This is a genomic window from Brucella sp. NBRC 12950, from assembly GCF_030268145.1.
GTDB lineage: Bacteria > Pseudomonadota > Alphaproteobacteria > Rhizobiales > Rhizobiaceae > Brucella.
On sequence record NZ_BSQC01000004.1, the window covers coordinates 368,251 to 393,143 of the forward strand.

Consider the following 24,893-nt stretch of genomic DNA (forward strand, 5'->3'; position numbering starts at 1 on the left):
TAGCCCGATGGCTAGTGCAGAAAAAAACGCGGCCAGTGCTGCGGGCGAAAAGAACTACAAGTTTGTAGATCACAAGTTCGACGTTGTTGTCGTTGGTGCCGGTGGCGCAGGTCTGCGTGCAACGCTCGGCATGGCTGAGCAGGGTTTCAAAACCGCTTGCATCACCAAGGTCTTCCCAACCCGTTCGCATACGGTTGCAGCACAGGGTGGCATCGCCGCCTCGCTCAAGAACATGGGCCCGGATAGCTGGCAGTGGCATATGTACGATACCGTCAAGGGATCGGACTGGCTGGGCGATACCGACGCAATGGAATATCTGGCGCGTGAAGCGCCTGCTGCGGTTTACGAACTGGAGCATTACGGTGTGCCTTTCTCGCGTACCGAAGAAGGCAAGATCTATCAGCGCCCGTTCGGTGGCCACATGCAGAACTTCGGCGACGGCCCTCCGGTTCAGCGCACCTGTGCTGCTGCTGACCGTACCGGCCACGCGATCCTGCACACGCTTTACGGCCAGTCGCTGAGAAACAACGCGCAGTTCTTCATCGAATATTTCGCGCTTGATCTCATCATGACTGATGGCGTTTGCACCGGCGTTGTCGCCTGGAACCTCGATGACGGTACAATCCATCGCTTTGCCGCCAAGATGGTGGTTTTGGCGACGGGCGGTTATGGCCGTTCCTATTTCTCGGCAACCTCGGCCCATACCTGCACCGGCGACGGCGGTGGCATGGCAGCACGCGCTGGCCTTCCGCTTCAGGACATGGAATTCGTTCAGTTCCATCCAACTGGCATTTATGGTGCGGGCTGCCTGATTACTGAAGGCGCACGCGGTGAAGGTGGCTATCTGGTCAATTCCGAAGGCGAACGCTTCATGGAGCGTTACGCGCCTTCCGCCAAGGATCTTGCTTCACGTGACGTTGTCTCACGCTGCATGACCATGGAGATCCGCGCCGGTCGCGGCGTTGGCAAGAACAAAGACCACATCTACCTGCATCTCGACCATCTTGATCCAGCTGTTCTGCATGAACGTCTGCCGGGCATTTCCGAGTCGGCCAAGATTTTCGCAGGCGTCGATGTGACCAAGGAACCGATCCCGGTTCTCCCAACCGTTCACTACAATATGGGCGGCATTCCAACCAACTATTGGGGTGAAGTGCTGAACCCGACGCAAGAAGATCCTGACCGCGTTCAGCCGGGCCTGATGGCTGTGGGTGAAGCAGGTTGCGCTTCCGTGCACGGTGCAAACCGTCTCGGCTCCAACTCGCTGATCGACCTTGTGGTGTTTGGCCGTGCGGCTGCAATCCGCGCTGGCGAAGTCATCGACCGCGCTGCGAAAATTCCAGACATCAACGAAACAGCGGTTGAAACGATCATGGATCGCTTCCATCGTCTTCGTTATGCCAACGGTTCGACGCCAACCGCAGAACTGCGCGAAAAGATGCAGCGCACCATGCAGGAAGACGCTGCCGTGTTCCGTACGGACGAGTCGCTTAAGCAGGGTGTTGCACGTATGGCGGAGATCTGGAAAGAACTGCCGGACATCAAGGTCTCTGACCGTTCGATGATCTGGAACTCTGATTTGGTTGAGACGCTGGAACTGGAAAACCTGATGGCTAACGCGATGGTGACAGTCGTTTCGGCTGAAGCCCGTCAAGAAAGCCGCGGCGCACATGCGCATGAGGATTTCCCGGACCGTAACGACGCCGAATGGCGTAAACACACCCTTTCCTGGCTGTCGCCAAATGGCGACGTGAAGCTTGATTACCGCCCTGTTCATCTCGATCCGCTGACGACCGAGGAAGAAGGCGGCATCAGCCTGGCCAAGATCGCGCCTAAGAAGCGCGTTTACTGATCGAGGGAATGAGCAATGGTTGAACTCGCACTTCCCAAGAACTCCCGTATGCAGGAAGGCAAGACCTGGCCGCGTCCAGATGGTGCCAAGAATGTAACGGAGTTCCGCATTTATCGCTGGTCGCCGGATGACGACGCAAATCCAAGCATCGATACCTATTATATCGATCGCGATGATTGCGGCCCGATGGTGCTCGACGGTCTTCTCTACATCAAGAACAAGATCGATCCGACGTTGACGCTGCGCCGTTCGTGCCGTGAGGGCATTTGTGGCTCCTGCGCAATGAACATCGATGGCGCCAACACGCTCGCCTGCACCAAGGGCATGGACGAGATCAAGGGTTCCATCAAGGTCTACCCGCTGCCGCATATGCCGGTGGTGAAGGATCTGGTGCCTGATCTCAGCAACTTCTATGCTCAGCACCGTTCGATTGAGCCTTGGCTCAAGACGGTTTCGCCAGAGCCGCAGAAGGAATGGCTGCAGAGCCACGAAGATCGTCAGAAACTCGATGGTCTTTACGAGTGCATTCTCTGCGCCTGCTGCTCGACCTCGTGCCCCAGCTACTGGTGGAATGGCGACCGTTACCTCGGACCAGCTGTTCTACTTCAGGCCTATCGCTGGCTGATCGACAGCCGCGACGAAGCCAAGGGCGAACGTCTCGATAATCTCGAAGATCCGTTCCGCCTGTATCGCTGCCATACGATCATGAACTGCGCGCAAACCTGCCCGAAGGGTCTCAACCCTGCCAAGGCGATTGCCGAAATCAAGAAGATGATGGTCGAGCGCCGCGTGTAAAACGTGTTTTTATAATCGACGGAAAGGGAGGCTCATGCCTCCCTTTTCCTTTATATGTAGCGCAACCGATCCTTGATCTTTGCTGTTTCGCCGATATCTGATCTAATCAATGCAGTGTTTCGGCTTTAAAGGTCTTTCATGCTTGATCATATCGGTTTCAACATTTCCAGTATGCCAAAATCCCGTGCTTTCTATGATGCGGCTTTAGCGCCGCTGGGTATCACGCGAGCGATGGAATTCGGAGATTGGGTCGGCTATGGCCGCAACGGAAAGCCGGAATTCTGGATCGGCAAGCAGAAAGGTTCAAAGCTGGAGGGCGTTCTTCATGTCGCTTTCTCGGCAGGAACCCGCTCTGAGGTAGATCGCTTTTATGAAGCGGCACTCGCTGCAGGGGGGAGTGACAACGGCAAGCCCGGTTTGCGGGAACATTATCATCCCGATTATTATGCAGCCTTTGTAACCGATCCTGACGGCCATAATATCGAAGCCGTCTGCCATCTTCCGGAATAAAAAAGCGGGCTAGGCCCGCTTTTGTTGATCAAACCAGCTTAGCGTCCAGTGTTACTTCGATTGCACCCAGTGCTTTCGAAAGCGGGCAGGATTCTTTTGCTTTCTTGGCAAGGTTTGCAAAATCTTCCTCAGATATGCCGGGAATGATTGCACTGAGCGTCAATGCACTGCGGGAGATTGCAAAGCCACCACCTGCAGCGGGGCCGACTGTTACGGCTGCTGTCGCGTCGAGTTTTTCTGGTGGCGTGCCGTGTTCGGTAAGCAGGGCTGACAGCTGCATAGCGAAGCAACCTGCGTGGGCGGCACCGAGAAGCTCTTCTGGGTTGGTGCCTGCGCGGCCGCTTTCATCTTCGAAGCGCGCCTTGAAATCATAGGGCAGGTCTTTCAGCGCACCGCTCTGGGTATTGAGCGTGCCTTTGCCGTCTTTGAGTGTACCTTTCCAGACTGCGGTTGCTTTTCTGTCCATGGGGAAGCTCCTCTCGATTGGTTTCTTCCAACCAGATAGGGCGGCTTCCCATGGCTTCCAGTGTCAGTTTTGGGCAAACTTACGGTTTGTATCGACTGCCCATGCCAGTGACAGCATCAGAATGATGATGATGATCATGTTGAAGAAAAAGCGATCATAGGGCATCGGAAAGTAAACAAACTTGCCGAGAATTCCGATGACCATGGCAAAGACGATACCATTCAATCGAGGAATATCGGCTTTAATGCCGGCTTTCGCCATCGCTGCCCAAGCGACCAGTGCCAGCAACAGCATGGAAGGCCAGCTTTCGAGATAAAGCGCCAGAATGATCCCCCGAATATAGGCTTTGACGAGCAGAACGACCGAAAAATCTGGCTTAAATCCAGTCATGGAACTCTGCATCTCGATGCAGGTGAAATAAAGATGCGCCCACCAGCCGGGATGTCCGGCGGCTTTTTCCATCATCAGGCCTGCCACGATGCAGGCCGCAAAGGCGATCAGCAGTGGAAGTTTACGCCAGCCGAACAGAACTGCTGTGATCAGCAGAGCAAAGATCATGATGATGTTGTCTGGACGGATTGTGAAAGATAGCACGAGCAGCAAGGCACCCAGCCAGTCACGCTCGCGCAGAATGGCGAAAATGGCGGCGAAGGAAAGCGCTGCCATGGCGATGTCCGGAAAGACCGCTGATGTTATTGGGCCATAACCGGCCAGTAAAAGCGCGGGTCCAACCAGGAGCCCGGCCTGAAGCGCATTATAGCTGCCAAGCAGCCAAAGCATCAGCAGTCCGGTAGCGAACGCTGCTGAGATGCTGATGAGGTGGCCGCCACGGACCAGCCCTGTATAGGGTTCCAGCCAGCGCAGAAGCTGAATATAGCTCGCTTTGACGCGGTACATGACGAGCTGCGATTTGAAATTATCGGGGCTTACCCACTGGGCGCTTCGATAGTCTCCACCGTATTTCAGCGCTTGCAGCTCGCCTTCCGGCGTCACTTCTGCGACTTGCCGCCATGTTTCCGTATGCAGTTGGGTCGCATCGGGATAGCGGTTTTCCAGCGCTGTTGCGATATAAGGGATCATATCCCAGTTCTGGTCGGGCTTTACGACTGAATAGATGATGGCGGCTGCCATAGCGGCGATAATGGCTAGTGCGCCTGCAATTTTGGATAGTTTGTGAACGCATTCCGTTGACCACAAGCCTGCCTGCAACTGCAGGAGCCCGTCGATCAATCGCTCATTGGTATGCATGCCCCGAGGCCCCCACGCCTATGCTCAGTCTTGCTTTTTTAGCAGAAATGGGAGCTTTTTCCAGTCCGCGTGTGAAGCTGAGAGCGGTTCTAGTTAAGGCTGAATCGTTGGAACCGCTGTAACTATTTTTTTTACGCATTATCCGACGCAAAACCGGTTCCCACTTTTGCTGGAAATGCTTTAAATCGCTTCGCCCTGTAAAAGACGTGGTGTATCCCCCGAAAGACCTGCCGCCTGTTTTATGAAAAACGATTTGAGGCTTGGAACGCGGTCAACAAGACCCAGTCCAATGTCGCGAATGGTGCGGACTGCCGGATTGTCGTTGGAGAACAGTTTGGTCAGTACGTCGGTTGTGACACCCATCTGCACCGTGTCGAAGCGGCGCCATGCCTGATAGCGCTCGAGCGCTGCGAAAGAGCCGATGTCGAGGCCAAGGCGATCAGTTTCGACGATAACTTCGGCAATGGCTGCCGCATCACGGAAACCGAGATTGAGGCCCTGACCGGCAATCGGGTGGATGCGGTGGGCTGCATCACCCACAAGTGCAAAGCGTGGCTTGACGAATTCGCGGGCCAGTGTGAGGCCAAGCGGAAAGGCGCGGCGCGGACCCTCAACCGTTAGCGCGCCAAGACGATGACCGAAACGCTGCTCAAGTTCGGTCTCAAAGATGAAATCATCTTCGCGGATAAGGCGTTCGGCATCGGCTGTGCGTTCCGTCCAGACGAGCGAGCTGCGATTGCCCTTCAGTGGCAGGATGGCAAATGGACCTGCGGGCAGGAAATGCTCATCAGCACGACCACCATGCGGGCGCTCATGGGCGACGTTGCAGACGATGCCCGATTGGTCATAGTCCCAGTTGACGGTCTTGATGCCAGCAATGTCGCGCAGGCGCGATTTTGCGCCGTCTGCGGCAATCAGCAGGCGGGTGATGAGTGTTTCACCATTGGCCAGCTTCACGGCAACCGATTCAGGATTGGTTTCAAAATTCTCGACGCTCATGCCTTCGATGAAGGTGATGCCGAGTGCATCTGCTTGTCTGTGAAGGGCGGTGTTGAGCACACGGTTTTCAACCATATGGGCAAAAGGCTCGCCCGGGTTCACGTCGCCAGAGAAGGTTAGGAAGACAGGTCGTACCGGATCGGAGGTGCGGGAATCGGTGACGACCATTTCTGTGATGGGCTGTGCGTCGGTGACGATTTCCTGCCAGCAGCATAGCTTGTCGAGCATACGCGAAGCAGCTGCTGCAATGGAGGATGCACGCGGGTCGTTCTTCCATGCGCCTGCCGGTGCGCCGTCGATGACGGTAACTGAAAGATGCGGAGCTGCCGATTTAACCGCAACGGCGGTAACGAGGCCGACATAGCCGCCGCCTGCGATTACCAGATCGTTCTTGCCCGTGGTTCCCTGCTTGCTTGCGGCAGACATCGCTTCTTCCTTTCGGATATTCAGATCACCCTTCGGTGAAGCATATGAGGCTTCGACTTGACAGTTTCTGTCGTGCAGGCACAAACAGTTCACCGAGAATATAGTTCCTATATAGGATTGCAGGAGACAGGCTGTCCATGTCCGATGATAAAAAGACCAGTGCATTTGAAGGTAAGCAGACCGCTGCTATGCAGCAGCTTCTGACGACACTTGATCTTGAAACGCTCGAAATGGATCTTTTCCGCGGCAATAGTCCGCAGGTGGGCTGGCAGCGCGTTTTTGGCGGGCAGGTGATCGGACAGGCGCTGATTGCGGCCCAGCGCACGGTTGATGCGGACCGGCATGTTCATTCGCTGCATGGCTATTTTGTACGTCCGGGTGATCCGGCCATTCCGATCATCTATGAAGTCGATCGTATTCGTGATGGTTCGAGCTTCAACACGCGTCGCGTTTTGGCAAAGCAGCACGGCAAGGCGATCTTCACGCTGTCAGCCTCGTTCCAGATCGATGAAACGGGACTTGATCATCAGATCGATATGCCTGAAGGCCTGTCGATGCCCGAGCAGCTTGTCGGCGATCATGATCTCAAGGAAGAATATTTGCATCTGGCACCGGCGGGCGTGCGCAAATACTGGGAGCAGGAGCGCCCCATCGAGATCAAGCCGGTATCGCTCAAACATTATTTCTCGCGCGAGAAACTGGCTCCAAGTCAGCATGTCTGGGTGCGGGCGCGCGGTATTGTGCCGGATGATCGCGCACTTCAGGCGGCCATTCTCGCCTATTTGTCGGATATGACCTTGCTCGATACATCTCTGCATCCGCATGGGCGCACGATTTTTGACCGAGATCTGCAGGTGGCAAGTCTTGATCATGCGATGTGGTTCCATCGCCCGTGCAGGCTCGATGACTGGCTCCTTTACACCCAGGATACGCCAAGCGCGTCCAGTGCGCGCGGGTTTAACCGCGGTGCGCTCTATACGCGTGAAGGGCTTCTGATTGCCTCGGTTGCGCAGGAAGGGCTTATTCGTGTGCATGAAAAAGACAAGTGATGATATTTTAATCATCATAAAAGCAAGCGATTAAATTTTATGCATATGTCGATTGCGTAAAATGGGCTTCAATCGCAAAAGCTGAATCCGATGAATCACTTAAAGCGGTTTTTCCCTTTCCGGGAAAAGCCGTTTATTATTTTTACGGCAAGATTTTTCTCGAGCTGGACTGCCCATTCCGTTTGTTAGAAAGCCCGGATTTTGGGCGGAAATGCCGTTTCTATCCTTTGATTTCACTTTACGCGTGAATGCCAAATATCAGAAAAATTGCATCTTCTCCGTTCCATCGCGCGCAACTGGCACGATTTTTGTTTCTGTAGCTTTGAACCGGTCTTTTCAGCGCAGACGCGTTTGAAGCCGCCATTCGACGGAGATACTCGATGCTCATAACTGGAAGATTCAAGCAAACGGCTCTCGCCACTCTGCCTGCACTGCTCGCTCTGGCTGGAACGGCTTTTGCACAGGATGCAGCTGCACCAACCCCGACCCTTGATACTGGCGATACCGCCTGGATGCTGACTTCAACCGCACTTGTGTTGATGATGACCATTCCGGGGCTTGCGCTGTTCTATGGTGGCATGGTGCGCAAGAAGAACGTGCTTTCCACCGTCATGCAGAGCTTCGCAATTACCTGCCTGATGTCGGTATTGTGGATGTTCTTCGGCTATTCGCTTGCTTTTACCGATGGCGGTTCGATGAACGCCTTTATCGGTGGTTTCGATAAGGCATTCCTTGCTGGCGTAACGATGGATTCGCTCACCGGCACCATCCCTGAATACCTCTTCATCGTGTTCCAGATGACCTTTGCGGTTATCACGCCTGCGCTGATTGCGGGTTCGTTTGCAGAGCGCATGAAGTTCTCCTCCATGCTGGTCTTCATGGTTCTGTGGCTCTTCATCGTCTATGTGCCGGTTGCGCATTGGGTATGGGGCGGCGGCTTCCTCGGCTCTGACGGCGTTCTCGACTTCGCTGGCGGTACGGTCGTTCACATCAATGCCGGTGTCGCAGGTCTTGTTGCAGCACTGATCATCGGTAAGCGTGACGGTTATGGCCAGACCAACATGGCGCCGCACAACCTTGTTCTCTCGGTTATCGGCGCAGCCCTTCTGTGGGTGGGTTGGTTCGGCTTCAACGCAGGTTCTGCTGCCGGTGCAAATTCGCTCGCCGCTGTCGCCATGCTCAACACGCAGGTTGCGACCGCTGGTGCGGCTCTTGCCTGGATGTTTGCTGAGTGGGCAATCGCGGGTAAGCCAAGCGTTCTCGGCATTATTTCGGGCGCGGTAGCTGGTCTGGTTGCTGTTACCCCTGCGGCAGGCTTCGTCAATCCGACGGGCGCGCTGATCATCGGTATCGTCGCAGGCCTTATCTGCTATGTGGCAGCGGTTAAGCTCAAGCACGCACTTGGTTATGACGACTCGCTCGATGCGTTCGGCGTACACGGCGTTGGTGGCTTTGTTGGCGCGATCCTGACGGGCTTTTTTGCCGATGTTGCGATCAACGCTGCGGGCGAAGGTGCAACCATGGGCAAGCAGTTCTTCGGTGCAGCCGTTACCATTGTCTACACAGCAGTCGCGACCGCGATTATTCTCTACGTAATCAAGGCCATCATGGGTCTGCGTCCAAGCAAGCAGGCCGAAATGGAAGGCCTCGATATCGCTTTGCACGGCGAGTCTGTTCAGTAGAACAGGGTTGTCTCAACAAGGGGAAAGGCGCGAGAAACCGCGCCTTTTTTCATTTCTCCACATAAGAAGTCGCATGGTTAATGAGGAATTAACCATCGCAAGGCTAGGATCACCCCGATTCATTGCGCCCGAGGCTTCACAAGCCGCAGGGCACCAAAACATGGTTCGGGACAGGCTTTATGCGGCAAGGATATTCGCCCTCATACCCGCTGCGTGACGAGCGGATTTCGGAAGACAGGCTGAGATTGGCCAATATCTTCCGCAGGCAATTTTATATCCTGTTTGGTCTGGGATTGCTTGCGCTTACGGGTGCTGCGGTGGGGGCTCTGGCGACATGGAATGTTGCAGACCCAAGCCTCAGCCATGCAACAGACAACCCTGTTACCAATGCGCTTGGCTATCCGGGCGCGGTATTCTCCGACATCGCCATGCAGTTCTTTGGCCTTGCAAGCGTTCCAGTTCTGCTTCCGCTGGTCATCTGGTCACTGCTGCTGATGACGCGTGGCGGTATCAGTCGCATTGCCAAGCGCAGTTTTGCCTGGCTTGGCGCAGCGCTGCTGTTCGCAGCCATTGCAAGCTGCTTTGCGGTGCCGGAAAGCTGGCCAATGCCAATTGGCCTTGGCGGTGTCTTCGGTGACATGATGCTGCGCATCCCAGGTATTTTCATCGGCGCATTCCCACAAGGTGCGATAGCATCCGGCATTGCGCTGGTGCTTGCCTTTCCAGCCCTTTGGCTCTGCCTTTTTGCAAGTGGCATTATTGGTCGCCGCGAAGTGTTGGCCGACACGCCTGCTGCGCGCGGTGCTGCGGAAGACGACTTCGAAGACGACGATAATGACGACGAAACGGCATCGGGCGGCATTTCGCAATTCGTCGGTGCTATGACGCATACAATGCTCAGTGCAACCGCCACTTTCAGGCGCCTTACAGGCATCAAGCGTCGTAAGCCGCGTGAAGACGAGTTCGGTGATATGCGCAGCGTGCGTCGTACTGCTGAAACGCGCAACGGTCCTCGCCATGATCCGGGATTTGGTTCTGCTCCGTCGCAAGAGCCGCCGTTTGAAATGGATGACGGTTTCGATAATGACGGCGATGGTGCGCCGCTGGCAGGTCAGGAATGGCACGATGCACCGCCACAGCGCGCCAAGGCACGCGTTGGCGAACGTGCGCCTTCACCTAAGAGTGGCGCACGCATCCAGCGCGAAGCACAGGCGTCGTTCCTCAAGGAAGGCGGCGCATTTGAAATGCCGTCGCTGCATTATCTGGCTGAGCCCAAGCTCGTACAGCGCGATGCGTCGCTGTCCAAGGATGCGCTTGAACAGAATGCGCGTCTGCTTGAAGGCGTGCTGGAAGATTTCGGTGTGCGCGGCGAGATCATCAATGTGAAGCCGGGTCCGGTTGTCACTCTGTACGAACTTGAACCGGCTCCGGGTATCAAATCATCTCGCGTAATTGGTCTGGCGGATGATATCGCCCGCTCGATGAGCGCGATAGCAGCCCGTGTTGCCGTTGTTCCGGGTCGCAATGTCATCGGTATCGAATTGCCGAACCAGAAGCGCGAAATGGTTTATCTGCGCGAGATGCTGGCAAGCCGTGACTTTGAACAGTCAAAGGCAAAGCTTGCGCTGGCGCTGGGTAAGACAATCAACGGTGAACCGGTGATTGCCGATATTGCGAAGATGCCGCATGTGTTGGTGGCTGGTACAACCGGCTCGGGTAAGTCGGTGGCGATCAACACCATGATCCTGTCGCTGGTCTATCGTATGACGCCGCAGGAATGCCGTCTGATTATGATCGATCCAAAGATGCTGGAACTCTCCATCTATGACGGTATTCCGCATCTTCTGACGCCGGTTGTGACAGACCCGAAAAAGGCTGTCGTCGCGCTCAAATGGACCGTGCGTGAGATGGAAGACCGCTATCGCAAGATGTCCAAGGTTGGCGTCCGCAATATTGACGGCTTCAACCAGCGCGTCGGTCAGGCCCAGAAAAAGGGTGAGCAGATCGCCCGTACCGTTCAGACCGGCTTCGATCGTAATACCGGTGAAGCGATCTACGAAACCGAGCAGCTTGATCTCGAACCAATGCCATATATCGTCGTGATCATCGACGAAATGGCCGATTTGATGATGGTGGCTGGTAAAGATATTGAAGGCACGGTGCAGCGTCTGGCGCAGATGGCGCGTGCCGCAGGCATCCACGTCATCATGGCAACACAGCGCCCATCTGTCGATGTTATCACGGGTACGATCAAGGCCAACTTCCCGACCCGCATTTCCTTCCAGGTTACGTCCAAGATTGACAGCCGCACTATCCTTGGCGAGCAGGGCGCCGAGCAGCTGCTTGGTCAGGGTGATATGCTGTTTATGGCCGGTGGCGGTCGCATTCAGCGCGTACATGGTCCATTTGTGGGTGATGACGAGGTAGAGCGCATTGTTCAGCACCTGAAGCTTCAGGGCGTGCCGGAATATCTCGACGCCATCACCGAAGACGAGGAAGAGGATGAAGGCGGCGGTCCGGCTGGAACGTCTAACCTTGAAAATTCCGACGATCCTTATGATCAGGCTGTGGCTGTGGTGCTGCGCGACAAGAAGGCTTCGACTTCCTATATCCAGCGTCGTTTGGGCATTGGCTATAACCGTGCCGCTTCGATCATCGAACGCATGGAAGACGAAGGTATCGTTGGACCTGCCAATCATGCCGGCAAGCGCGAAATACTGGTGCCGACAGGCGACGACGATTTCTAGCCGGGAATTCATGAGCTTGAGTTGCCACACTTTGAGTTGCCACACTGGCGCCCAACTGCCGATCTACCTTTAGAGAATGATGAAAAGAGAGAGTTTGCCGATGATGTTCTCCCGCATTTCCGCATTTGCGAAAGCCAGCCGTTTCGCGGCCTTCCTCGGATTGGGAGCATTGATTCTTGGTTCTGTTGCGCCGGTGTTCACTCCCGTTGTGGCTCAGGCGCAGGGCGCGGGAAATGCCGCGGCTGCTCAGCAGATTGCAGATCATTTCTCTTCTGTTCGCACCATGACCGGGGAGTTCGTTCAGTTTGGCCCGAAGGGCGACCAGACTGGCGGCACTTTCTATATCGAGCGTCCGGGCAAAATCCGTTTCAATTACAACAACTCGCCGGTACGCGTGATTTCGGATGGCAATCAGGTTGTCATCAACAATCGTAAGCTCGATACCTGGGATATGTATGCGCTGGGCACCACGCCGCTGAAGCTGCTTCTTTCCGATAAGATTGATCTTGGCGGTGGCCGTCTTCAGAGCGTCAAACAGGACCCGGATATGACCACACTGGTCATTGGTGACAAAAAAGTGTTCGGCAGCTCCAAGATTACGCTGATGTTCGAGCCAAAGACCTATGAACTGAAGCAGTGGACGATCACCGATGCGCAAGGCCTTGATACAACGGTGATGATCTTCAATTTGCGCACCGGTGTGCGCTTTACCGACGATATGTTCAAGATCGACTATCAGCGCATCGCGATGAAGCGCAAAGGCCAGTAATTCTCTGTTTTATTGCTGCCCTACATTTGCATTTGTCGGATAAATGGTTAGGTTCGCGGCCATCTTTTGGTGACCGCGAGTCTTATTCCCATGACCTTTTCTGTTGCTACCTGGAACATCAATTCTGTTCGTCTGCGCATGCCGCTGGTCGAGCAGTTTTTAAGCGACTATCAGCCGGATGTTCTCTGTCTTCAGGAAACCAAATGTCCCGACGATCAGTTCCCTTCCAAGGGCTTTCGCGCACTTGGCTATGAGCATATCGCGATCAGTGGTCAAAAGGGCTATCACGGCGTTGCGACCATCTCGAAACGTCCGCTGAGCGATGTGGAGAAGATCGGCTTTTGTGAGATGGGTGATTGCCGTCACTTAAGTGCAGTCGTCGCAGCGGGTGGAAAAAAGCTCCGTATCCATAATTTCTATGTGCCTGCCGGTGGTGATGAGCCAGACCCGGAAATTAATCCAAAATTCGCCCATAAGCTTGGTTTCCTTGAGGAAATGCGCGCGATTGTCGCTGATAGGCAGGATGGTAATTCATCCATCCTCGTGGGTGATCTCAACATCGCGCCGCTTGAAAACGATGTCTGGTCGCATAAGCAATTGTTGAAAATCGTCAGCCACACGCCGATTGAAACTACCACGCTTGAAGACTTGCGCGTGAAAGGTGGGTGGAGCGATCTGATGCGTCAGGTCATTCCGGCTGACCAGAAAATCTATACATGGTGGAGCTATCGCGCCAAGGATTGGGATGCAGCGGATCGTGGTCGCCGCCTCGATCACATCTGGGGTTCGGCTGATCTGGAAGCGCATATGCAAGGTCTGCAGATCCTGCGTGAAGCACGCGGTTGGGATCGCCCATCCGATCACGTACCAGTGATTGCGACATTCGATCTGGATTAGTCGAACGCTCAAGCCTATATAGAGCGAAGTTCAGAAGAGGAGAAAAGAGCAATGGATCGTACAGCACTGTTTTCAATGACCAGTGTTTTCAACGTTTCCGGGGCTCTTCATGTCTTCTCTTCTCACTCTTCAGGATATTTCCTGCGTCACGGCTGATGGCCGTACTCTCTTTTCAGGCATCAATTTCAGCGTAACCGAAGGTCGCATCGGCCTTGTCGGGCGTAATGGTATTGGCAAATCCACGCTTTTGAAAATCATGAGCGGTGATTTGTTACCATCCAGTGGAACCGTCACGCGCAGCAGCCGGATTGGTATGCTTGCGCAGAATGTCGGTGGTGACGCTCAGCAGACACTCGCCGATTTGTTCGACGCGCGTGATGCCTTTGAAATGCTTGAGCGGATCGAAGCGGGTGCGGGCACTGACGTTGATTTCGAACAGGCGGATTGGCTGTTGCCTCAGCGTTTCGATGAAGCTTTGCTGTCGTTCGGGCTTTCGCTTTCGCCACAAACCCGGCTATCCGAGTTGAGTGGCGGGCAGCAGACGCGAGCAGCGCTTGCAGCACTGCTGTTTCAGAAGCCCGATCTTATTTTGCTGGATGAACCGACCAATAATCTTGATCGCGATGGCCGTCAGGCTGTTGCCGATATGCTTGCGAATTGGCAGGGGGCTGCTGTTGTCGTCAGCCATGATCGCGAATTGTTGCGGTCAATGGATGCGATAGCCGAGCTCTCGCAAGGCGCGTTGGCGCTCTATGGCGGCAATTGGGATTTCTACCACGAGCGGAAAGAACTGGAGCGGGAAGGGGCAGCGCGCGATCTCGAACTGGCTCAGCGCGATGTGAAGCAGGTTAGGCTCAAGGCGCAGGAAGCTGCCGAACGGCAAGCAAAAAGTGATGCGCGCGGGCGCAAATCCCGTGCAGATGCGGGTATGAGCAAGTTGTTGCTCGATGCGCGTGCCGACAAGGCGCAGAAGACCGGTGGTCGCGGAGAGCTACTTGCTGAGCGCAATGCTGAACGCGCACAAAGCCAGTTGCAGGAAGCAGAAGCAAAAGTCGAACGTATCAAGAAAATGCGTTTCCACGTTGATGCATCGCTTTCGCCTTCTGGACGTGTGGTGCTTGAAATGTTCGATGTTTTTGGTGGGCCGGTGCCAGAAAACCCAGTCATCCGCGACTTCTCACTCAGAATCGTCGGGCCAGAGCGTATCGTCATTCGCGGCGCAAACGGAGCTGGAAAAACCTCACTGTTACGGTTGATTGCTGGCGATTTGCAGCCAACTTCAGGCGAGATCAGACGATTTGTGCCGGTTGCCATGTTCGATCAGCAGATGAGCTTGATGGACCGCGGTGCAACGCTTTACGAGAACTTCCGCAGACTGAACAAAGGGGCGAGCGATAACGATGCCCATGCAGCACTTGCGCGTTTTTCATTTCGCGGCGAGGGCGCCTCGCGTCTTGCAGGGAGCTTGAGTGGTGGCGAATTGCTGCGCGCTGCACTCGCCTGCATTCTTGGCGGAACGCTGAAGCCTGAATTGCTGATCCTTGATGAGCCGACCAACCATCTCGACATCGATTCAATCGAAGCTTTGGAAACAGCCCTGAATGACTATGAAGGTGGTCTGCTGCTGGTCAGCCACGATCAGGCGTTTCTGGATGCCATCGGTATCGAGCGGGTCATTGAATTATAGGTTTTAGTCGTTGCCATTAAGCTGTGGCGCGACTTTTTCGATGTCGGCAATCAGCTGCAGCAGGTTTTTGCTGATATGGGCATGCAGCGATGCTGCGGCTTCCGGATATTCTTCCAGAATGCGCCGGAAGATTGCACGGCTGATGCGGATGACTTCGGTCTCTTCTTCGGCTAGGGCACCTGTCAGGCGGGTGGTCTGCGCAATCAGCGCCATTTCGCCCAGCATCGCGCCGGGGCCGACGGGGCGGATCGCAATCCGCCCTTCGTCTGCATCATGAAACAAGGTGATGTTGCCAGATACGACGATATAGCCGCAATCGGCACTCTGGCCCTCGCGGAACAGTTCACGACCGGCACGCAGAACAAGGCGTTCTGCGCCAAAGGCGAGCAGACGCAACTGTTCGGGTGTGAAAGACTCGAACAGGCCTACTGAGCCGAGAATGCGAATATCGTCATCGAGCGCCATAGCTTGTCATTACACCCGCATCAGGCGCTGTCCATCATGGGACAAGTTTGTATCCCCCGCTTTCTGTAACCAGAAGCGATGCGTTGGACGGATCCTTCTCAATTTTCTGGCGCAGACGGTAGACATGGGTTTCCAGCGTGTGTGTCGTGACGCCGGAATTATAGCCCCAGACTTCCTCAAGCAGCACATCGCGGCCAATGACCTTGTCGCCGGCGCGATAGAGATACTTGATGATGGCTGCTTCCTTTTCGGTCAGGCGAATCTTGCTGCCCTTCTCATCGAGAAGCAGCTTCTGGCCTGGTTTGAAGGTGTAAGGACCAACGATGAATGTCGCGTCTTCACTCTGCTCATGCTGGCGCAGCTGCGCGCGGATGCGGGCAAGCAGAACCGCGAACTTGAACGGCTTGGTGACGTAATCATTCGCACCCGATTCGAGACCGAGAATCGTGTCCGATTCGGTGTCGTGACCGGTAAGCATGATGATCGGAGCCTTGAAGCCGCCCTTGCGCAGAAGCTTTACCGCTTCGCGTCCGTCCATGTCCGGCAGGCCAACATCCATAATCAGCAGATCGACAATGCCATTTCGGGCCGTCTGGATGCCCTTGGTAGCGTTGTCTTCCTGAAGAATCTGGAATTCTTCGCACAGCTCCAGCTGTTCGACGAGGATGGAGCGGAGATCTTCGTCATCGTCCACAATCAGTATTGTACGACCTGTCATGCCTGTCCTCGTTACTCTTTGATTCAAATAGTGGTTCGTGTTTTATGACATTTAATGGCGATAAGTTGAAGCCGTGAAAAAAGAGAGCAGATTTTCAGGCGATCACCCAAACTTTATCAGCAGGCGGAAAACGGAGGCAGGGCTTGACCAGAAATCAAAAAAGCCGCGGCATTGGCATTATCGATGTACGGGCAAAGCCCGGCCATAAAACGCGCGGCCTGCTTGCTGCTGGCAATTTGGTATTGGAATGTGCGCTTGGCAAGGGGGGAATCAGCGCTTTCAAGCGCGAAGGCGACGGTGCCACGCCGCTTTCTTCCATGCGACTGCTCTATGGCTATCGTCGTGGCGATGGCGGACAATGGCCGGTATCGCCCTTGCCGCTGCGCCGGGTGCGTAAGCTGGATGGCTGGTGCGATGCGCCAAAAGACGCCAATTACAATCGTCCGGTCAATCTGCCGTTTAAGCCAAGTCACGAGAAGATGTGGCGCAATGACGATGTTTATGATGCCTGTATCGTCATGGACTGGAATATCAGCCCGCGCAAACGAGGTTGCGGCAGTGCGATCTTCTTCCATCTTGCACGTCCGGGTTATACGCCGACCGAGGGCTGTATAGCATTGAAGCGCGCCGATATGGCGCGCCTCCTGCCTCATTTGACGAATAGGACCGTGATCCGCGTATTGCGGTAATTAGAGCGCTATGCGCTCTAATTTTTTTGATACGCACTGCTTACGCAAAACCGCTTCACACTTTTGCTGGAGGTGCTTTTAATGAGCACCTGCCGGGACGATTTTCACTTCATTGCCCTCCGCATCGTAGAGTTTGCCGTTCTGGACATAATCGCCATCATGCAGTTCTGCGATCTGATGGTGGCGAATGATGCGTTCGGTGCCTTCCGCAAAAACCGACATCTGATCTGAATTTCCGGTCTTGAACTCATTGAACATCAGGTTGAGCACGATTGCCATCAATGCAGCAGAGCTGATGCCTGAATGAAAGATCGTCTCAAACCATGCCGGGAAGTGGTGATAGAATTCCGGTGCGGCAATCGGGATCATGCCGAAACCGATGGAAGTCGCCACGATGATCAGATTGATATTGTTCTGATAGTCGACCTTTGACAGCGTGCGGATACCGCTTGCGGCAACCGTTCCAAACAAAACGATGCCAGCGCCGCCAAGTACGGCTGGCGGAACGCAGGCAATCACGCGCCCCATCACCGGCAGCAGGCCGAGCGTGATGAGAATAAGCCCGCCAGTCGCAACCACATAACGGCTTTTCACACCCGTCACCGCCACAAGGCCCACATTCTGTGCAAAGGCGCTCTGTGTGAACGAGCCGACGACGGGTGCGAGAATGCTCGATGCCATATCGGCACGTAAGCCATCGCCCAGACGGCGGGAATTGACCTTGGTTTCCAGAATTTCACCAACCGCCAGAATATCGGCGGAGGTTTCCACCAGCGTGACGACAATCACGATGAACATCGAAAGTGTTGCTGCAATACTGAAAATCGGCCAGCCGAAATGGAAGACTTCGGGCAGTGCCATAACCGGACCTTCTGCGACACGCGAGAAGTCCGTCATGCCGAGAAGCCATGCGATCCCCGTTCCGATCACCATGGCAAGCAAAATGGACAGACGCGAGATGGTGGCATTGCCGATCTTGCTCAACAGAAGAACGATCGCCAGCGTCAGCCCGGCCAGACCGATATTGGACATGCTGCCAAAATCAGGTGCATTGCTGTTGCCGCCCATAGCCCAGCGCGCTGCAACCGGCATCAAAGTGAGACCGATGGTGGTAATCACGATACCGGTCACAAGGGGCGGAAAAAAACGCGTCACGCGCGAAAAGATCGGTGTGATGAGAAAGCCTATGAGGGCTGCTGCCATCACCGCTCCAAGTACGACCTGAATGCCCGCCTCGCCGGTTTCTGCTGATGTTACAATGGCAACCATCGTGGCCACGCCGGCGAATGATACGCCCTGCACCAGTGGAAGCTGGCAGCCGAAAAAAGGAATACCGATTGTTTGCAGTACAGTTGCCACGCCGCCTGCAAAAAGTGATGCGGTAATAAGCAGGCCGATTTCGCTCGGGCTGAGGCCTGCCGCCTGACCGATGATAAGTGGGACGGCTACAATGCCGCCATACATGGTCAGAACATGCTGAAATCCATAAGCCAGATTGGCTGTAACGGATAGTTTTTCGTCTTCGGGACGTGGACTAGCCACGATCCCGGTTGGGTGTGTATTCACGTTTATCCCTCCCGATGTCTCTCCTCAAAGACAGGGGGCGAGTATATCCGTCATGCGCAGACTGACTGCATTGCTTTTGCTTGAAGTTGTTTTCGATGCGAGCGGGTTAATGGATTTAGCGCGTCGATCCGATTGAAACCGAGGATGCGCTTATGCCAATCCTTCGCGCATCGCATCGCGGAGAACAGTAAAAATATAGGGTTCTGTCGATTGCGCAACGTTGAAACGCAGATAACGGGTCGCGCTATGCGATGGGCTGAAAACATCGCCCGGCGCAAGCACAACACCCTTTTCAAGCGCATAGCGGGCAATCTGGCCTGAATCCATGCCTTCAGGCAAGCGCGCCCAGAGAAAGATGCCGCCCTGTGGTTCTGTCCAGAGTTCCAGCCCGATTGCTTTGAGCCGGTTTGCCGTCATGGTCATGGCGTCAGCGAGTTTAGCGCGCAGGCTGTCGATATGGCGGCGATAGGTGCCATCGGTGAGCAGGGCGTGCACAATCTGGGCGGACAGAACGTTGCTGCTGAATGAGGTCGCAAGTTTCAGATCGGTAATCCCGTCGATCCAGTCACGACGACCGGCAATATAGCCGACACGCGCTGCGGCCGAGAGTGTCTTCGAGAAACTGCCGATATGGAGCACCCGGTCAAAGCCATCGAGCTCGGCAAGAAGCGGTGCTGGCGAAGGGTGAAAATCGCCAAAGATATTGTCTTCTACAAGCTTTATGTCGTGGATTTCGGCAAGCTTGAGCAACCGGTGTGCTGTGGCGGGTGTCATGATGCCGCCTGTCGGATTGTGCAGCCCTGCATTGGAAATATACAGCTTTGGCGCTTGTTCTTCAGCGGCCTTGGCGAAGGCTTCGAGATCGGGGCCAGTGTGCGTGTAGGGGATGCCGATGAGTTTGACGCGGTGTGAAAGAAGCGAGGCCTGAAAGTTGAAATAGCAGGGGTCGTCAACCAGCACTGTGTCGCCGGGCTGCAGCAGAAAGCGGCAGATGAGATCGATGGCATGTGTGCCTGAATCGGTCAGCAGAATATCGCCGCCTGAAAGGTTGATGCCCTGTTCGGTGAGTTTGCGCGCCAGATGATTGCGCAGAGGACGAAAGCCGAGCGGCTCTCCATATGCGACGAGATTGCTGTCTTCATCGCGTGCGATTGTGCGCATGGCGCGGCGGATACCCTCAAGCGGCAACCATTCATCGGGCAGCCAGCCACAGCCGGGCTTATAGGTCTTATTGTCTGCTTCAAGCGACTGGCGCATTACCCAGAAAGGATCGATCTGCCGGTCCTTGTGCGGTGTCACTGCGGCAAGCGTAAAAGGCTGGCGTGCCCGCTCTGAAACGTAGAAACCGGCACCGCGGCGCGACTGGATAATCCCCTCTGCCACCAGACGGTCATAGGCTTCTACGACCGTTGATTTCGAAACATTCATCGTCTCGGCCAAACGCCGGATTGAAGGCAGGCGAGCGCCGGGCGCAAGGCTCATGGCGGCGATACGGTCGCGAATGATGGTCATGACCTTTTCGACGAGCGGCATCTTATCGGGCGCTGCCTTGTCCTCGCTGCGACTGCCAAGATAGGCAGCTTCCACGGCTTCAAGACTGCGCAAAAGGCCCGTCGATATCATCTGTACCATCCTTTGTATCAGTACAGTTTAGCAGAATTGTCCGTGAACTGTCTCTGATTATTTGGCGGAATTCGCGGCACTGTACTAAAGCGGTTTCAGGCAGATTGGAATCACCCAAGCCGCTCTATCCCTTTGTTTCTCGCATTCCATGCCAAATCCGCTTCACGTTGCTGATGGGAATGCCGAAACACATGCAAATTGGAAAAAGGCCAAAAACAGAGAATGAACAAGACTGCGGGTTGGATTAACGGATTTCTGGGGGTTCTGATTTTTAGCGGATCTTTGCCCGCAACACGTCTGGCGGTGATCGACATCGACCCGACCTTCCTGACTATGGCGCGAGCGTCGATTGCAGGGCTGCTGGGCCTTGCGCTGCTGCTCGCCTTCCGTGAACCATTTCCGCGTCGCAATGACGTTATTTCACTGATTGTCGTGGCGCTTGGCGTGGTGGTTGGCTTTCCATTGCTGACCGGCATTGCGCTGCAGCATATGACGTCGGCACATGCGATTGTCTTTATCGGTTTGCTGCCGCTGTCGACGGCTTTGTTTGCCGTGTTGCGTGGTGGCGAAAACCCGCGCCCACTGTTCTGGCTTTTCTCAGTTGTCGGCGGTTTGATTGTGGCGTCCTACGCCTATGGGCAGGGCAGTCAGTCAACGTTGCTTGGCGATGTGCTGATGCTGGGCGCTATCATTGTCTGCGGTCTTGGATATGCTGAAGGTGCCAGCCTGTCGCGCAGGCTGGGCGGCTGGCAGGTGATCTGCTGGGCGCTGGTCTTTTCGCTGCCGGTCATGTTGCCGCTCAGCTTCATGACGCGGCCTGAAACCTGGGGCAATATCGGCGTCATGGCCTGGGGCGGGCTTGCTTATGTTACGCTGTTTTCGATGCTGATCGGCTTTTTCTTCTGGTATCGCGGACTGGCACAGGGCGGTGCAGCGGCTGTCGGGCAGCTGCAATTGTTGCAGCCATTCTTCGGTCTGATGCTTGCTGCATCCATTGCCGGTGAACCGGTGAGTATGGGCATGGTGCTGACCGCTGGCGTGGTGGTGCTGTGCGTGGCTGGAGCCAAACGGTTTGCTTAGACAAGCTTGTCGCCCAAAAGTGGGAACCGGTTTTGGGATAACGACAAGCGTTATAAAAATGCCCAGACAGTCGTGCGCTTGACTTCTGCATCCTCAAGCGCACGCGTGACGGGCACTGTGTAAACGGCAAGCTGCTCAAGCCGGTCTTTGGGCAGATAGGAACGGCCCGGATCACCAACGATGATGCTGGCACCGCGAGCGGCAAGCTTTGAAAACCATGGGATCAGACGATCCGCGAGCGGCTTTTCATAGAACACATCGCCCGCAAGCACGACTTCCCATCCATGATCCTGATCGATCAGATCGGTGAGTGTCGGGGTGATGGCAACGTTGTTTGCAGCCGCGTTGATTTCGATCGCAGGCAGCGCAAAGGGGTCGATGTCCGAAGCCAGAACGCCTGCTGCTCCCGACTTCATTGCTGCAATGGCGACAAGACCTGAACCTGATGCGAAGTCGAGTACGGTTTTGCCTGAGACTGCCTTTGGATGATCGAGAATATAACGGGCAACGCCCTGACCGCCTGCCCAGGCAAAGGCCCAGAACGGCGGCGGCAGGCCGATGGTTGCCAGTTCTTCCTCGGTTTTATGCCAGAGGTCGTGGGCTTCATCGGCCAGATGAAGGCTGATTTCCGGCACATGCGGCGGCGTTTGCTGGCCAGTATTGGCCAATATGAAATCACGCGTGCCCTTTTGTGCCGGATCAAGCATCAAATATCCTTGGCGTCTAACCCGCCCATGCGGCAGACTTCGATCCATTCATCTTCCGTTACCGGCTGTACCGAAAGACGCATAGACGTGACGAGCGCCATCTTTTCAAGCTTCGGATTGGCCTTCACATCTTTTAGCGTAACCGGCTTTGGCACATCGCGCACAGCCTTGATGTCGACGCAATCCCAACGCGGATCGTCGGTCGTGCTGTCAGGATGCGAAAGGGCGCAAATCTCGACGATGCCCACCACTTCCAGACCTTCGTTGGAATGGTAGAAAAAGCCTTTGTCGCCGAGCTTCATGGCGCGCATGTTGTTGCGTGCGAGATAATTGCGCACGCCGTCCCATTGCTCGCCTTTTTCGCCACGGGCTTTCTGCATTTCCCATGACCATTTGAAGGGTTCAGACTTGAACAGCCAGTAAGCCATGACCAGTCCTTATGCGTTTGCTGGATTGTTGATGGCCCAGTTCCATGGGCGCACAGTCACATCAGCAAAAAGACCAGCCAGCGCGTAAGGGTCATTGGCACCGATCTTTTCGGCCTCTGCCTTGTCGGCTGCTTCAACCACGACGAGGCTACCATTTGGCTTGCCATCTTCACCAAGGAAAGGGCCTGCAAATTTCAGCACGTCACCCAGCGACTTGAGATAGTCAAGATGGGCTGGGCGCGTATCAAGGCGCACTTGCAGATGATCGGGCTTGTCGTTGCACAGAAGAGCAAAAAGCATGTTATTCTAACCTTTTTGTTTATGCATGATCTTATCTGAAAACCGCTTCGCACTTTTCAGGATCATGCATTTTGTTTACCCATGATCTTATCCGAAAACCGGTTCCCACTTTTCGGGATCATGCTCTAATCCTCGGTCTTGAGTGGTCGGTTAAGAAGCGCCGTTACGGCTTCATCAATCGTGATATGTCCTGCAAGAAGCGCTGCAACCGCCGTGATAATCGGTGCAGGCACTTCATGTTGTCTGCAAAGTTCAGCTGCGATGGGGGCGGTTGCCACACCTTCGGCCAGCGGGCGGTTGGTGAGGTCTTCGCCACGACCGATTGCCAGCCCATAGGAATAGTTACGTGATTGCGATGATGAGCAGGTCAGCATCAGATCGCCAAGTCCGGAAAGCCCCATGATGGTTTCAGGCTTTGCGCCCATGGCAAGGGCTACGCGGCGCAGTTCGGCAAAGCCGCGCGTGACAAGGGCTGCTTGTGCGCTGGCACCATAGCCGCGCCCGATGGCAGCACCTGCCGCAAGAGCCAGCACGTTTTTCAATGCGCCGCCGATTTCCACGCCTTTGAGGTCGGTGGTCGAATAGCAGCGGAATGCGGGGCCGGACAGCGTTGCTGCAAGCTGATCGGCAATGGCTGCATCTTCGCAGGCAATCGTCACCGCTGTTGGCAGGCCACGCGCCACGTCGGTTGCAAAGCTTGGGCCGGACAGTGCGCCGATCGTATGGTGGGGCAAAACTTCCGCCACCACTTCCGACATCAGCCTTCCGGTTTCACGTTCAATGCCCTTGGCGCAGAGAATGACGGGCGCAGACTGCGGAATAAGTGCGCTTAGTTTCAGAAGGCCTTTGCGCATTGCCTGCGCGGGAACAACAACGAGAACCGCATCAGCATTTTCGAGTACAGCCTTGGCATCCGTGCTGGCACGAATGCCTTCAGGAAGTTCAATTTCGCCAAGGTAAGCAGGGTTGCGGCGCTGGTCGTTCACATGGGCAACAGTTTCAGCATCGCGAGCATAAAGCCATGTGTCGTGCTGGCCGATGGCGCTCATGGCTGCCAGAGCCGTTCCCCATGCGCCGCCGCCAAGCACGGCAATTTTTGCCCGCTCACTCATGCTTTTGCTCCACGGCGTCCGGTGCCGAACATGGGTGCTGATTTCTCATCAAGCGGCCAGCGTGAGCGCGGAGCAAGATTGAGCGAATCAGGGCCCTTGGTTGCAGCCCGCTCGGCACCTGCCCAGGCGATCATTGCCGCATTATCGGTGCAGAGATTGAGCGGTGGTGCGATGAAGCTGAAACCATGCTTTGCACACAGTGCTTCAAGCGATGCGCGCAATGTCTTGTTGGCAGCAACACCGCCGGCAACGATCAGCGACGGCGTTGCGCAGTTTGGGAACTCATCTTTAAAACGCTCAAGCGACCGTTTCACGCGATCCGACAAAGTGTCGGCAACCGCATCCTGAAAAGATGCGCAAATGTCCGCAACGTCCTGATCGGAAAGTGGCGCAAGCTCTGTTGCGGTCTGCCGCACAGCGGTCTTGAGACCGGAGAATGAGAAGTCGAGACGGGTTTCGCCCTTGAGTGGCCGTGGCAGCGGGAAACGCTTCGGATCGCCCTGCAATGCCGTGCGTTCAACAGCTGCCCCCCCCGGATATGGCAAACCGAGCAGCTTTGCAGTCTTGTCGAAAGCTTCGCCAAGCGCGTCGTCGATTGTCGTGCCAAGGCGTTCATAATCGCCAAGGCCGCGTACAAGCACCATCTGCGTGTGACCGCCGGATACCAGCAGCAGCAGATAAGGAAATGGTAGGTTGTCGGTCAGTCGTGCGGTTAGCGCATGGCCTTCCAGATGATTGACCGCATAAAACGGCTTGTTTGCAGCCATGGCCATCGCCTTGGCGGTCATCAGGCCGACAATCAGCCCGCCGATAAGGCCGGGACCGGCGGTCGCAGCAATCGCGTCCACGTCATCAAGCTTCACATTGGCGTCTTTGAGGGCGCGTTCCACCAGCCGGTCAAGCGCTTCAACATGGGCGCGGGCGGCGATTTCAGGCACCACACCACCATAAGGTTCGTGTTCGGCGATCTGGCTGAGCACCACATTGGACAAAATATGCCCTTTGCCGCTATCGTCGCGTTCAACGATGGCGGCGGCTGTTTCGTCGCAACTGGTCTCTATTCCAAGAATGCGCATTT

The 24,893-nt window shown here is 55.3% G+C and carries 23 protein-coding genes; 11 read left to right on the forward strand and 12 right to left on the reverse strand.

All coding sequences use genetic code 11. The features are described 5' to 3' along the window. Positions 1-7 precede the first annotated feature (7 nt). From sdhA to QSJ70_RS09150, 3 genes are all read left to right on the forward strand, one after another. Entirely contained in the window at positions 8-1,852 is a 1,845-nt protein-coding gene (gene sdhA / locus QSJ70_RS09140) for a succinate dehydrogenase flavoprotein subunit (protein ID WP_194778965.1), read from the forward strand. Positions 1,853-1,867: 15 nt separating this feature from the next. Next, on the forward strand, positions 1,868-2,647 hold the full coding sequence (locus QSJ70_RS09145; RefSeq protein WP_007872174.1) for a succinate dehydrogenase iron-sulfur subunit: 780 nt from the start codon (positions 1,868-1,870) through the stop codon (positions 2,645-2,647). A gap of 138 nt (positions 2,648-2,785) precedes the next feature. Next, the gene (locus QSJ70_RS09150) at positions 2,786-3,157 is read left to right on the forward strand and encodes a VOC family protein (RefSeq protein ID WP_007872173.1); all 372 of its coding nucleotides are present in this window, start codon (positions 2,786-2,788) and stop codon (positions 3,155-3,157) included. Between the two features lie 28 nt (positions 3,158-3,185). Here QSJ70_RS09150 and QSJ70_RS09155 read toward each other — a convergent pair whose 3' ends face one another. The 3 genes from QSJ70_RS09155 to QSJ70_RS09165 form a co-directional block, all read right to left on the reverse strand. Continuing rightward, positions 3,186-3,623 carry an OsmC family protein gene (locus QSJ70_RS09155; RefSeq protein ID WP_112807157.1) on the reverse strand — a complete coding sequence of 146 codons (438 nt, stop codon included), beginning with the start codon at positions 3,621-3,623 and terminating at the stop codon, positions 3,186-3,188. 63 nt (positions 3,624-3,686) lie between these two features. Further along, a complete protein-coding gene (locus QSJ70_RS09160; protein ID WP_285535871.1) occupies positions 3,687-4,871 on the reverse strand; it encodes a hypothetical protein in 1,185 nt (394 codons plus the stop codon). A gap of 180 nt (positions 4,872-5,051) precedes the next feature. Then, positions 5,052-6,296 carry a ubiquinone biosynthesis hydroxylase gene (locus tag QSJ70_RS09165; RefSeq protein WP_285535873.1) on the reverse strand — a complete coding sequence of 415 codons (1,245 nt, stop codon included), beginning with the start codon at positions 6,294-6,296 and terminating at the stop codon, positions 5,052-5,054. 137 nt (positions 6,297-6,433) lie between these two features. Here QSJ70_RS09165 and tesB point away from each other — a divergent pair, with 137 nt between their 5' ends. The 6 genes from tesB (at position 6,434) to QSJ70_RS09195 (ending at position 15,127) form a co-directional block, all read left to right on the forward strand. Further along, positions 6,434-7,345 carry an acyl-CoA thioesterase II gene (tesB, locus tag QSJ70_RS09170; protein ID WP_285535874.1) on the forward strand — a complete coding sequence of 304 codons (912 nt, stop codon included), beginning with the start codon at positions 6,434-6,436 and terminating at the stop codon, positions 7,343-7,345. A 380-nt stretch (positions 7,346-7,725) separates the two neighbouring features. Next, positions 7,726-9,027 carry an ammonium transporter gene (locus QSJ70_RS09175; RefSeq protein ID WP_007872167.1) on the forward strand — a complete coding sequence of 434 codons (1,302 nt, stop codon included), beginning with the start codon at positions 7,726-7,728 and terminating at the stop codon, positions 9,025-9,027. A gap of 179 nt (positions 9,028-9,206) precedes the next feature. Beyond that, a complete protein-coding gene (locus QSJ70_RS09180; protein ID WP_007872165.1) occupies positions 9,207-11,774 on the forward strand; it encodes a DNA translocase FtsK in 2,568 nt (855 codons plus the stop codon). A gap of 100 nt (positions 11,775-11,874) precedes the next feature. Continuing rightward, positions 11,875-12,543 carry an outer membrane lipoprotein carrier protein LolA gene (locus QSJ70_RS09185; RefSeq protein WP_171380015.1) on the forward strand — a complete coding sequence of 223 codons (669 nt, stop codon included), beginning with the start codon at positions 11,875-11,877 and terminating at the stop codon, positions 12,541-12,543. A gap of 90 nt (positions 12,544-12,633) precedes the next feature. After that, complete coding sequence (locus QSJ70_RS09190; RefSeq protein WP_064322563.1) at positions 12,634-13,440, forward strand: exodeoxyribonuclease III; 807 nt, start codon at positions 12,634-12,636, stop codon at positions 13,438-13,440. 109 nt (positions 13,441-13,549) lie between these two features. Then, positions 13,550-15,127: an ABC-F family ATP-binding cassette domain-containing protein gene (locus QSJ70_RS09195; RefSeq protein WP_285535880.1), complete on the forward strand. Its 1,578-nt coding sequence runs from the start codon at positions 13,550-13,552 to the stop codon at positions 15,125-15,127. A 3-nt stretch (positions 15,128-15,130) separates the two neighbouring features. Here the strand turns inward: QSJ70_RS09195 and QSJ70_RS09200 are convergent, their stop codons facing one another. Together QSJ70_RS09200 and optR are read right to left on the reverse strand one after the other, a co-directional pair. Further along, positions 15,131-15,592: a cyclic nucleotide-binding domain-containing protein gene (locus QSJ70_RS09200; RefSeq protein ID WP_007872156.1), complete on the reverse strand. Its 462-nt coding sequence runs from the start codon at positions 15,590-15,592 to the stop codon at positions 15,131-15,133. Positions 15,593-15,626: 34 nt separating this feature from the next. Beyond that, positions 15,627-16,310 (reverse strand): response regulator OptR, encoded by a 684-nt coding sequence (optR, locus tag QSJ70_RS09205; RefSeq protein WP_007872155.1) that lies wholly within the window; start codon positions 16,308-16,310, stop codon positions 15,627-15,629. A gap of 143 nt (positions 16,311-16,453) precedes the next feature. On the opposite strand from optR, the gene QSJ70_RS09210 reads away from it, so the two are divergent. Continuing rightward, a complete protein-coding gene (locus QSJ70_RS09210; protein WP_079212410.1) occupies positions 16,454-16,999 on the forward strand; it encodes a L,D-transpeptidase family protein in 546 nt (181 codons plus the stop codon). Between the two features lie 78 nt (positions 17,000-17,077). On the opposite strand, the gene QSJ70_RS09215 is transcribed toward QSJ70_RS09210, so the two are convergent. Together QSJ70_RS09215 and QSJ70_RS09220 are read right to left on the reverse strand one after the other, a co-directional pair. Next, positions 17,078-18,565, reverse strand: a complete 1,488-nt coding sequence (locus tag QSJ70_RS09215) for a nucleobase:cation symporter-2 family protein (RefSeq protein ID WP_285535883.1) — start codon at positions 18,563-18,565, stop codon at positions 17,078-17,080. A 150-nt stretch (positions 18,566-18,715) separates the two neighbouring features. Then, on the reverse strand, positions 18,716-20,188 hold the full coding sequence (locus tag QSJ70_RS09220) for an aminotransferase-like domain-containing protein (RefSeq protein ID WP_105519008.1): 1,473 nt from the start codon (positions 20,186-20,188) through the stop codon (positions 18,716-18,718). A gap of 222 nt (positions 20,189-20,410) precedes the next feature. Here QSJ70_RS09220 and QSJ70_RS09225 point away from each other — a divergent pair, with 222 nt between their 5' ends. Then, the gene (locus tag QSJ70_RS09225) at positions 20,411-21,268 is read left to right on the forward strand and encodes a DMT family transporter (RefSeq protein ID WP_105519007.1); all 858 of its coding nucleotides are present in this window, start codon (positions 20,411-20,413) and stop codon (positions 21,266-21,268) included. A 50-nt stretch (positions 21,269-21,318) separates the two neighbouring features. Here QSJ70_RS09225 and QSJ70_RS09230 read toward each other — a convergent pair whose 3' ends face one another. The 5 genes from QSJ70_RS09230 to tsaD form a co-directional block, all read right to left on the reverse strand. Continuing rightward, positions 21,319-21,975 carry a class I SAM-dependent methyltransferase gene (locus tag QSJ70_RS09230; RefSeq protein WP_105519006.1) on the reverse strand — a complete coding sequence of 219 codons (657 nt, stop codon included), beginning with the start codon at positions 21,973-21,975 and terminating at the stop codon, positions 21,319-21,321. Next, positions 21,975-22,403: an EVE domain-containing protein gene (locus QSJ70_RS09235; RefSeq protein WP_007872139.1), complete on the reverse strand. Its 429-nt coding sequence runs from the start codon at positions 22,401-22,403 to the stop codon at positions 21,975-21,977. The genes QSJ70_RS09230 and QSJ70_RS09235 overlap by 1 nt, the downstream gene beginning before the upstream one ends. 9 nt (positions 22,404-22,412) lie before the next feature. Beyond that, on the reverse strand, positions 22,413-22,703 hold the full coding sequence (locus QSJ70_RS09240) for a YciI-like protein (RefSeq protein ID WP_064322159.1): 291 nt from the start codon (positions 22,701-22,703) through the stop codon (positions 22,413-22,415). Between the two features lie 125 nt (positions 22,704-22,828). Next, complete coding sequence (locus QSJ70_RS09245) at positions 22,829-23,815, reverse strand: NAD(P)H-dependent glycerol-3-phosphate dehydrogenase (RefSeq protein WP_079212405.1); 987 nt, start codon at positions 23,813-23,815, stop codon at positions 22,829-22,831. Next, the gene (gene tsaD, locus QSJ70_RS09250) at positions 23,812-24,891 is read right to left on the reverse strand and encodes a tRNA (adenosine(37)-N6)-threonylcarbamoyltransferase complex transferase subunit TsaD (RefSeq protein WP_285535892.1); all 1,080 of its coding nucleotides are present in this window, start codon (positions 24,889-24,891) and stop codon (positions 23,812-23,814) included. The genes QSJ70_RS09245 and tsaD overlap by 4 nt, the downstream gene beginning before the upstream one ends. Between the last annotated feature and the right edge of the window lie 2 nt (positions 24,892-24,893).

Excerpts from the sequence above, each read along its gene's own strand:
- sdhA (WP_194778965.1), top strand. The coding sequence starts at position 8 with ATGGCTAGTGCAGAAAAAAACGCGGCCAGTGCTGCGGGCGAAAAGAAC.
- QSJ70_RS09145 (WP_007872174.1), top strand. The coding sequence starts at position 1,868 with ATGGTTGAACTCGCACTTCCCAAGAACTCCCGTATGCAGGAAGGCAAG.
- QSJ70_RS09150 (WP_007872173.1), top strand. The coding sequence starts at position 2,786 with ATGCTTGATCATATCGGTTTCAACATTTCCAGTATGCCAAAATCCCGT.
- QSJ70_RS09155 (WP_112807157.1), bottom strand. The coding sequence starts at position 3,623 with ATGGACAGAAAAGCAACCGCAGTCTGGAAAGGTACACTCAAAGACGGC.
- QSJ70_RS09160 (WP_285535871.1), bottom strand. The coding sequence starts at position 4,871 with ATGCATACCAATGAGCGATTGATCGACGGGCTCCTGCAGTTGCAGGCA.
- QSJ70_RS09165 (WP_285535873.1), bottom strand. The coding sequence starts at position 6,296 with ATGTCTGCCGCAAGCAAGCAGGGAACCACGGGCAAGAACGATCTGGTA.
- tesB (WP_285535874.1), top strand. The coding sequence starts at position 6,434 with ATGTCCGATGATAAAAAGACCAGTGCATTTGAAGGTAAGCAGACCGCT.
- QSJ70_RS09175 (WP_007872167.1), top strand. The coding sequence starts at position 7,726 with ATGCTCATAACTGGAAGATTCAAGCAAACGGCTCTCGCCACTCTGCCT.
- QSJ70_RS09180 (WP_007872165.1), top strand. The coding sequence starts at position 9,207 with ATGCGGCAAGGATATTCGCCCTCATACCCGCTGCGTGACGAGCGGATT.
- QSJ70_RS09185 (WP_171380015.1), top strand. The coding sequence starts at position 11,875 with ATGATGTTCTCCCGCATTTCCGCATTTGCGAAAGCCAGCCGTTTCGCG.
- QSJ70_RS09190 (WP_064322563.1), top strand. The coding sequence starts at position 12,634 with ATGACCTTTTCTGTTGCTACCTGGAACATCAATTCTGTTCGTCTGCGC.
- QSJ70_RS09195 (WP_285535880.1), top strand. The coding sequence starts at position 13,550 with ATGTCTTCTCTTCTCACTCTTCAGGATATTTCCTGCGTCACGGCTGAT.
- QSJ70_RS09200 (WP_007872156.1), bottom strand. The coding sequence starts at position 15,592 with ATGGCGCTCGATGACGATATTCGCATTCTCGGCTCAGTAGGCCTGTTC.
- optR (WP_007872155.1), bottom strand. The coding sequence starts at position 16,310 with ATGACAGGTCGTACAATACTGATTGTGGACGATGACGAAGATCTCCGC.
- QSJ70_RS09220 (WP_105519008.1), bottom strand. The coding sequence starts at position 20,188 with ATGATATCGACGGGCCTTTTGCGCAGTCTTGAAGCCGTGGAAGCTGCC.
- QSJ70_RS09225 (WP_105519007.1), top strand. The coding sequence starts at position 20,411 with ATGAACAAGACTGCGGGTTGGATTAACGGATTTCTGGGGGTTCTGATT.
- QSJ70_RS09230 (WP_105519006.1), bottom strand. The coding sequence starts at position 21,975 with ATGCTTGATCCGGCACAAAAGGGCACGCGTGATTTCATATTGGCCAAT.
- QSJ70_RS09235 (WP_007872139.1), bottom strand. The coding sequence starts at position 22,403 with ATGGCTTACTGGCTGTTCAAGTCTGAACCCTTCAAATGGTCATGGGAA.
- QSJ70_RS09240 (WP_064322159.1), bottom strand. The coding sequence starts at position 22,703 with ATGCTTTTTGCTCTTCTGTGCAACGACAAGCCCGATCATCTGCAAGTG.
- QSJ70_RS09245 (WP_079212405.1), bottom strand. The coding sequence starts at position 23,815 with ATGAGTGAGCGGGCAAAAATTGCCGTGCTTGGCGGCGGCGCATGGGGA.
- tsaD (WP_285535892.1), bottom strand. The coding sequence starts at position 24,891 with ATGCGCATTCTTGGAATAGAGACCAGTTGCGACGAAACAGCCGCCGCC.